Below are 12,256 nucleotides of genomic sequence, written 5' to 3' on the forward strand. Positions count from 1 at the left end.
GGGGGGTCGGGGGCGCGCGCGCCGGCGACCCGGCGGGGGGGGGGGTCGGGGGGGTTGGAGGCCCCGGGACGCGGACGGCCGGCCGCCGGGCCGGGGGCGGCCGGGGGCGGGGCCGCGCTCGGGGGCGCGGCGGGCGGCGCGGGGAAGGGCGTCGCGGTGGCGGGCGGCACGGCGGGCGGCGGGGGTGTCCGCACCGGCGCGGCGGACCGAGGCCGGGCGCTCGGCGGCGGCCCGGCGGGGCTCCGGGGCGCGGGAGGCGGGGGTACGACGGCGGGCGCGGGGCTCGGCTCGGGGGCCGGACTCGGAACCGCGGGCGCGGGGCTCGGCGCGGCGGGGGCGCTCGTGTCCTGGCCGGGACGGTCGGCCGTCCCCGTGGCCGGGGTGGCGGGGGGCTCGGCCACCGGGGCCGGTGCGGGCTTCGGTGCCGGGACCGGGGCCGGGGCGGCGGCCGGAGGAAGTGGCCCGGCGGGCGCCGGGGCCTCGGGCCGGGGCGGGGTGGGGGCGGGGCCGCGGCTGAAGTATCCGCCGCCCGACGGCCGGGGCCCGTACGGCGTGAGCCCGCCCCCGGCGGTGAACCGTACGTCGCCGTACGGCAGGACCGGGGACGGTGCGCCGGCGGGCGCCCCGCCGGGAGCCGGGTGCGCGGACTCGGGGGCCTGGGCGGGCGCCGCAGCGGCGGTGTCCCCGGACGGCGGCGGCGCGGTCTCCGGGGTGTCCTGGTCGCGGGCGGCCGTCTGGGCGGGTACGCGCGGGGGCGCCGTGGGGCGGGGAGGGATGGGAGCCCGTGGTGCCTCCGTGCTCATCCGACCCCCTGGGAAACCATGCGGACCTGAACCGCCCCACACCTCTACCGGCCGTACGGCACAGGCCCGTTCGACGCGGTGTGTGCGCCACTCTACGGGCTGGGGAGCACCCCGCGGGAACGTCCGGGAAGCCCCGGGGTGATCTGCCCAGATCATCCCCCTACCGCGCGGTAATGAGGTCTGGCAAGCTCGGCCCATGACTCCGTTCCCGCCCCCGCGCGCCACCGATCGCGCCCGATACGACCGGGCGACCGCCCACCTCGACGCGCCGCTGGCGATGGTCGATCTCGACGCCTTCGACGCCAACGCCGACGACCTCGTGCGACGGGCCGGCGGCAAGCCGCTGCGGGTGGCGAGCAAGTCGGTGCGCTGCCGTGCCCTGCTGGAACGGGTGCTGGCCAGGGAGGGCTTCGCGGGGATCATGTCGTTCACGCTGGCCGAGTCGCTCTGGCTGGCCCGGTCGGGCTTCGACGACGTGCTCCTCGCCTATCCGTCGGCCGACCGCGCCGCCTACGCGGAACTCGCGGCGGACCCCAAACTCGCCGCCGCCGTCACGGTGATGGTCGACGACCCGGCCCAGCTCGACCTGATCGACGCCGCGCGTGAGGGCGGCCGGGAGGAGGTCAGGGTCTGTCTGGAACTGGACACGGCGCTGCGGCTGTTCGGCGGCCGGGTCAGGATCGGCGCCCTGCGCTCCCCGCTGAGCGAGCCGGCCCAGCTCGCCGAGCTGGCCAGGTCGGTGGCGCGGCGCCCCGGATTCCGGCTGGTCGGGCTCATGGCGTACGAGGGGCATGTGGCCGGGGTCGGTGACTCCCTGGCGGGACGTCCGCTGCGCTCGCGCGCCGTCCGGCTGATGCAGTCCGTCGCCCGGAGGGAGCTGGCCGAGCGGCGCGCCGCGGTGGTGCGCGCCGTACGGACCGTCGCGCCCGGCCTGGAGTTCGTCAACGGTGGAGGCACCGGCAGCGTCCAGCACACGGCGGCCGAGGACGCGGTGACGGAGATCGCCGCGGGCTCGGGCCTCTACGTACCGCGGCTCTTCGACAACTACACGTCGTTCACGGGCCGTCCGGCGGCGCTGTTCGCCCAGCCGGTGGTGCGCAGGCCGGGCGTCGGGGTGGTGACGGTGCTGGGCGGCGGCTACCCGGCGTCGGGCCCGGCGGGCGCCGACCGGCTGCCCGTGCCGTATCTCCCGGAGGGGCTGCGGTACGACACGCAGGAAGGGCCCGGCGAGGTGCAGACCCCGCTGCTGGGGGCGGCGGCCGACGATCTGCTGATCGGCGACAAGGTGTGGTTCCGGCACGCCAAGGCCGGGGAGCTGTGCGAGCGGTTCGACACGCTCCGGCTGGTCGAGGGCGACCGGGTGGTGGAGTCGGTGCCCACGTACCGGGGCGAGGGCCGTACCTTCCTCTGATCTCCGGGACTCCTTGAGGAACGAGGACCCTCAAGGGCCCTTGACGGCCCTTGACGGCCCTTGAGCGCCGTCCCGTCCCGCCTGCGTACGGCGGAACGGGACGGCCGGTCCTGGCTACAGGGGGGTGACGTAGGCGCCCGAGATGCCGCCGTCGACCAGGAAGTCGGTGGCGTTCACGAAGGACGAGTCGTCGCTGGCGAGGAAGGCGACGGCCGCCGCGATCTCCTCCGCCTCGGCGAACCGGCCCAGCGGGATGTGGACGAGCCGGCGCGCGGCCCGCTCCGGGTCCTTCGCGAACAGCTCCTGGAGCAGCGGGGTGTTGACCGGCCCCGGGCAGAGGGCGTTGACCCGGATCCCCTCGCGGGCGAACTGCACGCCCAGTTCGCGGGACATGGCGAGTACGCCGCCCTTGGAGGCGGTGTACGAGATCTGCGAGGTCGCCGCGCCCATCCGGGCCACGAAGGAGGCGGTGTTGATGATGGAGCCGCGGCCCTGGCGGCGCATGTAGGGAAGCGCGGCCTTGCAGCAGAGGTAGACGGAGGTGAGGTTGACCTCCTGGACCCGCTTCCAGGCGTCGAGTCCCGTGGTGAGGATGGAGTCGTCGTCGGGCGGTGAGATGCCCGCGTTGTTGAAGGCGATGTCGACGCTGCCGTAGGTGTCGTGGGCCGCCCGGAACAGCGCCTCGACCTCGTCGGCGTCGGTGACGTCGACGCGTACGAAGGTGCCGCCGACCGCCTCGGCGGCGGCCTTGCCCGCGGTCTCGTCGATGTCGCCGCAGACGATGTGCGCGCCCTCGGAGGCGAGGCGGCGCGCGGTGGCGAGCCCGATGCCGCTGGCGGCTCCGGTGATGACGGCGGTACGGCCGACGAGGCGGCGGCAGACGATGTCCGCCGGGGCGGTCGGGTCGGTCGCGGGAGTGGTCATGGCGCTCAGACCTCCGTGCTGAGGAAGACGTTCTTGGTTTCGGTGAAGGCGGCGAGGGCGTCGGGGCCCAGCTCCCGGCCGAGTCCGGACTGCTTGTAGCCGCCGAAGGGGGTGCCGTAGCGGACGGCGCTGTGCGAGTTGACGGAGAGATTGCCCGCGGCGACGGCGCGCGAGACCCGCAGGGCGCGGCCGACGTCCCGGGTCCAGATCGATCCGGCGAGGCCGTAGTCGGTGGCGTTGGCCAGCCGGACCGCGTCGGCCTCGTCCTCGAAGGGCAGGACGACGGCGACGGGGCCGAAGACCTCCTCGGTGGCGACCGCGGAGTCCGGGGCCGCGTCGGTGAGGACGGTCGGCGCGAACCAGAAGCCGGGTCCTTCGGGCGCGGTGCCCCGGATGGCCCGCGCGTCCTCGGGGACGTACGCCCTGACGCGCTCCCGTTGCGGCTCCGAGATCAGCGGTCCCATCTGGGTCTTCTCGTCGGCGGGGTCGCCGACGACGACGGAGGCGACGGCGGAGGCGAGGAGTTCGAGGAACCGGTCGTGGACGGAGCGCTGGACGAGGATGCGGGTACGGGCGCAGCAGTCCTGGCCCGCGTTGTCGAGGAAGGCCATCGGGGCGGAGGCCGCGGCCTGTTCGAGGTCGGAGTCGGCGAAGACGACGTTGGGGCTCTTGCCGCCGAGTTCGAGGGTGACGCGCTTCATCAGGGCGCCGCTCTTCGCCAGGATCTGCCGGCCGACCCGGGAGGAGCCGGTGAAGACGATCTTGGCGACGCCGGGGTGTTCGACCAGCGCGTTGCCCGCGACGTCGCCCGCGCCGGGCAGGACCTGGAGGAGATGCTCGGGGAGCCCCGCCTCCAGGGCGAGTTCGGCCAGCCGCAGGGCGGTGAGCGGGGTGGTCTCGGCGGGTTTGAGGAGGACGGCGTTGCCCGCCGCGAGCGCGGGGGCCGCGCCCCAGGCGGCGATCGGCATGGGGAAGTTCCAGGGGGCGATCACGCCGATCACACCGAGCGGTTCCAGCAGGGTGATGTCGAGGCCCCCGGCGACCGGGATCTGGCGGCCGGTCAGCCGCTCCACTCCCCCGGCGCTGTAGTCGAGGAGGTCGCGGACGTTCCCCGCCTCCCAGCGGGCGTTGCCGATGGTGTGGCCCGCCTCGCGGACCTCCAGCCGGGCCAGTTCCTCGGTGTGGGCGTCGACGACGGTCGCGAAGCGGCGCAGCAGCCGGGCCCGGTCGGCCGGGGCGGCGGCGGCCCATCCGCGCTGGGCGGCGGCGGCGCGCCGTACCGCCGTGTCGACCTGTTCGACGGTGGTCGCGGCGATCGCCGCGATGGTCTCCCCGGTGGCGGGGTTGAGGATCTGGTGTACGGCGGCGTGGTGGTCCTGCACGTCGTTCCTCACGGGTGGTCGTTCCTCACAGACGTTCGAAGGAGCGGCGAAGCTCCCAGTCGGTCACCGCGGCGTTGAAGGCGTCCACCTCGACGCGCGCCATGTTGCTGTAGTGCGCCACCACCTCGTCGCCGAAGGCGGCGCGGGCGATGGGGCTGTTCTCCCAGAGCGCGGCGGCCTCGGCGAGGGTGGTGGGGACGTGCGGGTACCCGGCCTCGTAGGCGTTGCCGGAGCAGGGCTCGGGGAGTTCCAGTTCGTTCTCGATGCCGTGGATGCCCGCCGCGACGAGTCCGGCGACGGCGAGGTGCGGGTTGACGTCCCCGCCGGGCAGCCGGTTCTCGAAGCGCAGGGACCGGCCGTGGCCGACCACCCGCAGCGAGCAGGTGCGGTTGTCGTACCCCCAGGCGACGGCGGTGGGGGCGAACGAGCCGGGCTGGAAGCGTTTGTACGCGTTGACGGTGGGCGCGTACAGCAAGGAGAAGTCGCGCAGCGCGGCGAGCTGTCCGGCCAGGAAGTGGCGCATCACGGGGGACATGCCACCGGGCCCGTCCCCGGCCATGGCGTTGGTGCCGTGCTCGTCCTGGAGCGAGAGGTGGATGTGGCAGGAGTTGCCCTCGCGCTCGTTGAACTTGGCCATGAAGGTGAGCGAGACGCCTTCCTGGGAGGCGATCTCCTTGGCACCGGTCTTGTAGACGGCGTGCTGGTCGCAGGTGACGAGGGCTTCGTCGTACTTGAAGGCGATCTCGTGCTGGCCGGGGTTGCACTCGCCCTTGGCCGATTCGACGGTGAGTCCGGCGACGGCCATCTCGTTGCGGATCCGGCGCAGCAGGGGTTCGACGCGGCCGGTGCCGAGGACGGAGTAGTCGACGTTGTACTGGTTGGCGGGGGTCAGGTCGCGGTAGCCGCGGTCCCAGGCCTCTTCGAAGGTGTCCTTGAAGACGATGAACTCCAGCTCCGTGCCGACGTGCGCCGTGTAGCCGTGTCCGGCCAGGCGTTCCAGTTGGCGGCGGAGGATCTGGCGGGGCGCGGCGACGACGGGTGAGCCGTCGTGCCAGGCGAGGTCGGCGACGAGCAGGGCGGTGCCCTCGTTCCAGGGGACCCGGCGCAGGGTGGCGAGGTCGGGGCGCATGGCGAAGTCGCCGTAGCCGCGCTCCCAGGAGGACATCGCGTATCCGTCGACGGTGTTCATGTCGGTGTCGACGGCGAGGAGGTAGTTGCAGCCCTCCGTGCCGTGTTCCAGGACGTCGTCGAGGAAGAAGGGCGCGGCGAACCGCTTGCCCTGGAGCCGGCCCTGCATGTCGGGGAAGGCCAGGACAACGGTGTCGATCTCACCGGTCTCGACGAGGACGCGCAGTTCCTCGACGGAGAGCGGGGGTGTGCGGTCTGCCACGGGATTGCTCCTCCTTCGGTCAGCCGGAAGGCATAAGGTATGCCTGACGACCTTTGGTTGGGAAGGGGCAACGGCGACGTGGCGAGGAGGAACGAGCCGATGGACCCGTCCGACGCGGACCCGCTCACTCCGGTACTGCGGCCCGTGCGGGCCGGGAACGGCTTCGAGGAGGCGCTGGAGCAGATCCTCCAGATCGTCAGGCTGGGGCTGGTGGCGGCCGGGGAGCGGCTGCCCGCCGAGCGGGAGCTGGCGGACCGGCTGGGGATCAGCCGGGTCACGCTGCGCGAGGTGCTCAAGGTCCTCCAGGACCAGGGGCTGCTGGAGAGCCGGCGCGGCCGGTACGGCGGGACGTTCGTGCGGCCCCGTCCCGACGCGCCCGCGCGGGGCGCCGAGGAGGAGCTGCGGCGCCGGGTGGCGGGCGTGGACATCGAGGACGTGCTGCGCTTCCGGGAGGTGCTGGAGGCCGGCGCGGCGGAGCTGTGCGCGGCGCACGGGCTGACCGGCGAGCAGGCGGGGCGGCTGCGTACGGCGCTGGCCGCGACGCACGAGGCGCCGCTGGCGGAGTACCGCAGGCTGGACACGCTGCTGCACCTCACGCTCGCCGAGCTGTCCGGGTCCGCGACGCTGGCCGCGCAGTACGCGGCCGTACGGGCGGGGGTGAACGATCTGCTGGACTGCATCCCGCTGCTGGTGCGGAACCTGGAGCACTCGCAGCGGCAGCACACGGCCCTGGTCGGGGCGGTGCTGGAGGGCGACGCGGACGGGGCGCGCGAGATCGCGCGCGAGCACTGCGGCGGTACGGCGGCGCTGCTGCGCGGCTTCCTGGCCTGAGCGCCCGCGCACCGTACCGTCCCGGCCGGCGTCCCGGTCTGCGTCCCGGCCGAGGCGGCACCCGTCCGCCGTGGCGCCGATCCGTAACAGCCGTTTAACGCACGGGTCTTGCGCGGGGTCGTCGCGACAGCAATGGTATGGCCCCACACCATTACCCCGAGGCAGGAGCGGATCATGTCCGAAGGCACGGACTCGCGCACCCCACCAGCCGCCGTGGCGGATGGCGCCGCTCCCCCGGCGGCCGACTACCTCAAGCGGCGCGCGCTGCGCCGCGGCAGCGCGGGCTGGCTGCTGCTCACCGGGCTGGGCGTCGCCTATGTCGTCTCCGGGGACTTCTCGGGATGGAACATCGGCCTCTCCGAGGGCGGTTTCGGCGGTCTGGCCATCGCCACGCTCCTCATGGGGGTGATGTACGCCTGTCTGGTCTTCTCGCTCGCCGAACTGTCCGCCATCCTGCCCACGGCGGGCGGTGGTTACGGCTTCGCGCGGCGCGCGCTGGGCACCTGGGGCGGGTTTCTCACCGGCACGGCCATCCTCATCGAGTACATCCTGGCGCCGGCCGCGATCTCGATCTTCATCGGCGAGTATGTCGAGTCCCTCCATCTCTTCGGTCTGACGGCCGGCTGGCCGGTCTATCTGGCCTGCTTCGTGATCTTCATCGGGATCCATCTCTGGGGCGTCGGCGAGGCGCTGCGCTTCAGCCTGGTCGTGACCGCCGTCGCCGTGGCGGCGCTGCTGATCTTCGCGGTCGGCGCGTTCACCGAGTTCGACGCAGGCGGCCTCGACGACATCCCCGTCGACCCGGACGCGTTCGGCTCCTCCTCCTGGCTGCCGTACGGCGTGCTGGGCATCTGGGCGGCCTTCCCGTTCGGCATGTGGTTCTTCCTGGGTGTGGAGGGGGTGCCGCTGGCCGCCGAGGAGGCCAAGGACCCGGTGCGTTCGATGCCCAAGGCGCTGTCGATCTCCATGGGGGTGCTGGTGCTCCTCGCCCTGCTGACCTTCTTCGCCGCGACGGGCGCCCGGGGGTCGGCGGCCATCCAGGAGGCGGGCAACCCGCTGGTGGTCGCACTCCAGGGGGACGGCGGCCCGACCCCCCTCAGCCGGTTCGTGAACTACGCGGGTCTCGCCGGTCTCGTCGCCTCCTTCTTCTCGCTCATCTACGCCGGGTCCCGGCAGCTCTTCGCCCTCTCCCGCGCCGGGTATCTACCGCGATTCCTCTCCCTCACCAGCGGCCGCAAAGCCCCCTATTCGGGTCTGCTCATCCCCGGCGCGATCGGCTTCGCGCTCGCGGCGTCCACCGGCGACGGCGGGCGGATGCTCAACGTGGCGGTGTTCGGCGCGACCATCTCGTACGCCCTGATGGCCCTCTCGCACCTCGTGCTGCGCCGCCGGGAGCCCGGTCTGCCGCGCCCGTACCGGACCCCCGGCGGGATGCTGACCTCGGGCGTCGCCTTCGTGCTCGCGCTCTCCGCGCTGGTGGCGACCTTCCTGGTCGACAAGGACGCCGCGTTCATCGCCCTGGGCGTCTATGTCGTCGCTCTCGCCTACTTCACCTTCTACAGTCGGCACCGGCTGGTCGCGGCGGCGCCCGAGGAGGAGTTCGCGGCGCTCGCCGCCGCCGAGGCCGAACTCGAACGCGGCTGACGGCGCCCGGCCGCGCGCCGACCGGCCGTACCGGCGGCGCCTCTACCACTACCACTCGCACCCTTGGCACACGGACCACCCGCACGGAGGCACAGTGAAGCCCCTCATCGGCATCAGCACCTATCTGGAGGAGTCCACCGCGTGGGGCGTCTGGGAGCTGCCCGCGGCGCTGCTGCCCGCCGGATATCCCCGGCTCGTGCAGCGCTCCGGCGGTACGGCGGTGATGCTCCCGCCGGATGGACCGGACGCGGCGGCGGCGCTGGTGGCCCGGCTCGACGGGGTGGTGATCGCGGGCGGTCCCGATGTGGAGCCCGTACGGTACGGGGCCGCGACCGATCCCCGCACCGGGCCGCCCGCCCGGCAGCGGGACGCGTGGGAGCTGGCCCTGATCGAGGCGGCGCTCGCCTCCGGCACCCCGCTGCTGGGGATCTGCCGGGGCATGCAGCTCCTCAACGTGGCGCTGGGCGGCACCCTCGTCCAGCACGTGGACGGGCACAGCTCCCCGGTCGTCGGCTCCTTCGGCAGCCACCCGGTGAAGCCGGTGCCGGGCACCCGGTACGGCGCACTGGTACCGGAGGAGTTCGCCGTGCCGACGCACCACCACCAGACGGTGGACCGGCTCGGCGCCGGGCTGACCGTCTCGGCGTTCGCCGCCGACGGCACGGTCGAGGCGGTCGAACTGCCGGACCCGCGACCGGTGCTGGGGGTCCAGTGGCACCCCGAGATGGACGAGGACACCCGGGTGATGTCCTGGCTGGTCCGGGCCGCCTCGGTCCACGCCGCGTCGGTCCACGCCGCATCGGACCACGCCTCATCGGTCCACGCCGCCTCGGGCAACGCCACCACAGGACGCGCCGCCTCCGCGCGCGCGGGAGCCGTCCCGGAGCGCGCCGCCTCAGAGTCCGCCGGACGGGTCCGGGGCGGCGCCGCGCGTCAGTGACAGCAGGTCGCGCGCCGGACCGGCCGGGCGGGCACCGGCGGGCCAGACCGCCCGCAGGTCGCGCCGGAGCCGTACGCCCGTCACCGGCACCCGGACCAGCCGGCGCGCGGCCAGCTCCTCCACGACCGCCAGTTCGCTGAGCACGCAGGGGCCCTCCCCGCTGACGGCGGCGGCCTTCAGCGCCGTGGTGGAGGCCAGTTCCAGCAGGGGCCTGGCCGGACCGCCGTACGCGCTCAGCCCGGCGTCCAGCACCTGGCGGGTGCCGGAGCCCGGCTCCCGCAGGATCAGCGGTGTCCCGGCCAGCTCGGCCGGGTCCAGCGGGGCGTGGCGGCGGGCCCACGGATGGCCGGGCGCCGCGACCACCAGCAGCCGGTCATGGCCGATGACCGCGGAGTCCAGCCCCTCGGGCGCCGCCGGCCCCTCCACGAAGCCGAGGTCCGCCTCATGGCTCAGCAGCCGCTCGGCGACGGCGACGGAGTTGCCCGCGTGCAGCGAGACGGCGGTGTCGGGGCGCGCCCGGCGCAGCGCGATCAGCCAGCGCGGCAGCAGATACTCGGCGATCGTCATACTGGCGGCGACCCGCAGCCGGGAGTCCCTGCGGCCGCGCAGCGCCTGCGCCCCCGCGTCGAACGCCTCGGCGGCCTCCACCACCCGCCGCGCCCAGTCGGTGACCAGGGTGCCCGCGTCGGTCAGCCGGGAGCCGCGCGGCGAGCGGTCCACCAGCGCCACCCCGAGCTGCCGCTCCATCGCCCGGATCCGGCTGCTCGCGGCGGGCTGGCTGATCCCGGTCTCCCGGGCGGCCCGGCCGAGGCTGCCCAGCCGGGCGACGGCGAGCAGCAGCTCCAGCGCGCCGAGGTCGGGCACCCGGTGCGAGAGCGGGGCGGCGAGCGGGTCTTCGGACATAAGTCCAGCTTATGACCTCATAGGGAGAGCGGGACTGGTGGGGGCCCCGGCCGGGCGGAACGCTGGGCTCATGGCCGTCCTCGCGCACCCCGTCCGTCCCGACCGTCCTGGCCGTTCCGGCCCTTCCGTCGGGGGGATCCGGCCCGGCGCCCGGCGCTCCGCGCTGCGCCCGCTCGGGCCCCAGTGGTACGCGCCGGTGATGGGCACGGCGATCGTCGCGACCGCGGGCGCCGCCCTCCCGCCGGCGCCGCCGGGGCCGCGACCGCTCTGGGTGGCGGTGTGGGCGCTGTCGGCGGTGGCGCTCGCCGCCGTCCTGGGCGCCCGTGCCGGGCACTGGCTGCACCACCGCGACCAGGCGCGCGCCCATCTCCTCGATCCGGCCGTGGCGCCGTTCTACGGCTGTCCCCCGATGGCGCTGCTGGCGGTCGGCGCGGCGACGCTCGCGGTCGGCCGCGACGTGCTGGGCGAGGGGGCGGCGCTCGCCGTGGCCGCGGTGCTGTTCGGCGCGGGGACGCTGCTCGCCCTCGTGGTCGCGGTGGGGATCCCGTACCTGATGGTCGTACGGCACCGTCCCGCGCTCCGGGACGCGTCGCCGGTGTGGCTGCTGCCGCTGGTCGCCCCGATGGTCTCGGCGGCGGTGGGCCCCTCGCTGGTGCCGTACCTCCCGGCGGGCCAGGGGCGTGCGGCGCTGCTGTACGGCTGCTACGCGCTGTTCGGGCTGAGTCTGCTGGCCACGCTGACGATGCTGCCGCTGGTCCTCGCCCGGCTGGTGTCGCACGGCCCGCCGCCGCTCGCGCTGACCCCGGCGCTGTTCCTGGTGCTGGGGCCGCTGGGCCAGTCGACCACCGCCGTGGGCCGGCTCGCGGACATGGCGCCCTCGGCGGTGGGCGCCCCGTACGCGGGCGCCCTGTCCGCGTTCGCCGTGGTGTACGGGGTGCCGGTGACGGGGTTCGCGCTGCTGTGGCTGGCGCTGGCGGCGGCGCTGGTGGTGCGGGCGGTGCGGCGCGGGATGCGGTTCACGATGACGTGGTGGGCCTTCACCTTCCCGGTCGGTACGTGCGTGACGGGCGCGGCGGGGCTGGCGACGCACACCGGTCTCACGGCGTTCGCGTGGCTGGCGGCGGCGCTCTTCGCGGTGCTGGTGACGGCGTGGGCGGTCGCCGCCTGGGGCACGGTGCGCGGGCTGCTCGGCGGTTCCCTGCCGGGCGCGCCGGGGACGCCCGCGCCGGAGCCGGTGCGAGCCGGGTGACCCCGTACCGCCGTTCGGGGGGTCAGCGCCGGTCGAAGGTGGCGTCGACGTCCTCGGCGACGGCGACGACCAGGATCCGGGTGCCGGGTTCGGTGGCGCGCCACCGGTGCCGTACGCCACCGGAGAGATACAGCGTGTCGCCGCGCTCCAGCCGGTAGGCGCGGCCCTCCGCCTCCACCTCGGCGGCGCCGTCGGCGATGTACATGACCTCGTCGTTGCGGTGCATGTACTCCCGGCCGGTGTCCTGCTCGCCGGTGAACTCCTTGGCGTTGAGCTGGTGCCCGCCGCGCACCACGCGCCGTACGCCGGGTCCCGGCTCCGGGGCCCGGACGACGTCGACCGTACGGGCGGAGTCGGCGGCGGCGTGGAGCTGCGCGGGGGTGGTCTCCAGGGCCTCGGCGACCCGGTCCAGCGAGCGGGTGCTCGGCCTGGCGCGTTCGTTCTCGATCTGGCTGAGGAAGGGCACGGACAGCCCGCTGCGGCCCGCGACCGCCGCCAGGGTCAGGCCGAGGGACCTGCGCCGCCTGCGGACGGCGGCGCCCACCCTGAGCGCTTCCTTGTCGTCCATGACTGGCTCCCTCCCGACCGGATCGTCATCCTCTCAGAGTTGACGGCCCTACAAGAGCTGTCCTCCATGATGCGCGCGGCAGAGACGGAACGGAAACGCCGGAAGGGTGGGTGGTGGACCAGGCGACACCCCCCCCGAAAGGGGCACCCCCGGTGTTGCGTGAGGGGACACACGGGGCCACATGTGACCCCGAACCCGCGTGTTCACCCGC

At 74.6% G+C, this 12,256-nt stretch carries 9 protein-coding genes and 1 pseudogene; 5 read left to right on the top strand and 5 right to left on the bottom strand.

The annotated features are described in order from the left end of the window. The first annotated feature begins 999 nt into the window (after positions 1-999). Positions 1,000-2,214 (top strand): amino acid deaminase/aldolase, encoded by a 1,215-nt coding sequence (locus ACFXPK_RS28900; RefSeq protein ID WP_385080012.1) that lies wholly within the window; start codon positions 1,000-1,002, stop codon positions 2,212-2,214. 114 nt (positions 2,215-2,328) lie between these two features. Here ACFXPK_RS28900 and ACFXPK_RS28905 read toward each other — a convergent pair whose 3' ends face one another. Genes ACFXPK_RS28905 through ACFXPK_RS28915 form a run of 3 tightly spaced genes read right to left on the bottom strand, consistent with a single transcriptional unit; the run spans position 2,329 to position 5,910 of the window. Then, a complete protein-coding gene (locus tag ACFXPK_RS28905; RefSeq protein ID WP_385080014.1) occupies positions 2,329-3,138 on the bottom strand; it encodes a 3-oxoacyl-ACP reductase in 810 nt (269 codons plus the stop codon). Between the two features lie 5 nt (positions 3,139-3,143). After that, a complete protein-coding gene (locus ACFXPK_RS28910; protein WP_385080016.1) occupies positions 3,144-4,532 on the bottom strand; it encodes an aldehyde dehydrogenase family protein in 1,389 nt (462 codons plus the stop codon). 13 nt (positions 4,533-4,545) lie between these two features. Beyond that, positions 4,546-5,910: a glutamine synthetase family protein gene (locus ACFXPK_RS28915; protein WP_385080018.1), complete on the bottom strand. Its 1,365-nt coding sequence runs from the start codon at positions 5,908-5,910 to the stop codon at positions 4,546-4,548. A 99-nt stretch (positions 5,911-6,009) separates the two neighbouring features. Between ACFXPK_RS28915 and ACFXPK_RS28920 the strand changes: the two genes are divergently transcribed. From ACFXPK_RS28920 to ACFXPK_RS28930, 3 genes and pseudogenes are all read left to right on the top strand, one after another. Next, the gene (locus ACFXPK_RS28920; RefSeq protein ID WP_385004593.1) at positions 6,010-6,741 is read left to right on the top strand and encodes a FadR/GntR family transcriptional regulator; all 732 of its coding nucleotides are present in this window, start codon (positions 6,010-6,012) and stop codon (positions 6,739-6,741) included. A 174-nt stretch (positions 6,742-6,915) separates the two neighbouring features. Beyond that, positions 6,916-8,385, top strand: coding sequence for an ethanolamine permease (gene eat, locus ACFXPK_RS28925; RefSeq protein WP_385004595.1), 1,470 nt, complete (start codon positions 6,916-6,918; stop codon positions 8,383-8,385). A 94-nt stretch (positions 8,386-8,479) separates the two neighbouring features. Continuing rightward, positions 8,480-9,157, top strand: a pseudogene (locus ACFXPK_RS28930) (gamma-glutamyl-gamma-aminobutyrate hydrolase family protein); the annotation flags it as partial. 123 nt (positions 9,158-9,280) lie between these two features. Here the strand turns inward: ACFXPK_RS28930 and ACFXPK_RS28935 are convergent. After that, positions 9,281-10,228, bottom strand: a complete 948-nt coding sequence (locus tag ACFXPK_RS28935; protein ID WP_385004597.1) for a LysR family transcriptional regulator — start codon at positions 10,226-10,228, stop codon at positions 9,281-9,283. Between the two features lie 199 nt (positions 10,229-10,427). Here ACFXPK_RS28935 and ACFXPK_RS28940 point away from each other — a divergent pair, with 199 nt between their 5' ends. Continuing rightward, on the top strand, positions 10,428-11,477 hold the full coding sequence (locus tag ACFXPK_RS28940) for a C4-dicarboxylate ABC transporter (RefSeq protein WP_385080030.1): 1,050 nt from the start codon (positions 10,428-10,430) through the stop codon (positions 11,475-11,477). Between the two features lie 22 nt (positions 11,478-11,499). On the opposite strand, the gene ACFXPK_RS28945 is transcribed toward ACFXPK_RS28940, so the two are convergent. Then, complete coding sequence (locus ACFXPK_RS28945; RefSeq protein ID WP_385004601.1) at positions 11,500-12,045, bottom strand: helix-turn-helix domain-containing protein; 546 nt, start codon at positions 12,043-12,045, stop codon at positions 11,500-11,502. Positions 12,046-12,256: the final 211 nt, after the last annotated feature.

The organism is Streptomyces sp. NPDC059142, assembly GCF_042755665.1.
In the GTDB taxonomy this organism is placed as follows: domain Bacteria; phylum Actinomycetota; class Actinomycetes; order Streptomycetales; family Streptomycetaceae; genus Streptomyces.

Coding starts and splice junctions, on each gene's coding strand:
- ACFXPK_RS28900 (WP_385080012.1), top strand. CDS start 1,000: ATGACTCCGTTCCCGCCCCCGCGCGCCACCGATCGCGCCCGATACGAC.
- ACFXPK_RS28905 (WP_385080014.1), bottom strand. CDS start 3,138: ATGACCACTCCCGCGACCGACCCGACCGCCCCGGCGGACATCGTCTGC.
- ACFXPK_RS28920 (WP_385004593.1), top strand. CDS start 6,010: ATGGACCCGTCCGACGCGGACCCGCTCACTCCGGTACTGCGGCCCGTG.
- eat (WP_385004595.1), top strand. CDS start 6,916: ATGTCCGAAGGCACGGACTCGCGCACCCCACCAGCCGCCGTGGCGGAT.
- ACFXPK_RS28935 (WP_385004597.1), bottom strand. CDS start 10,228: ATGTCCGAAGACCCGCTCGCCGCCCCGCTCTCGCACCGGGTGCCCGAC.
- ACFXPK_RS28940 (WP_385080030.1), top strand. CDS start 10,428: ATGGGCACGGCGATCGTCGCGACCGCGGGCGCCGCCCTCCCGCCGGCG.
- ACFXPK_RS28945 (WP_385004601.1), bottom strand. CDS start 12,045: ATGGACGACAAGGAAGCGCTCAGGGTGGGCGCCGCCGTCCGCAGGCGG.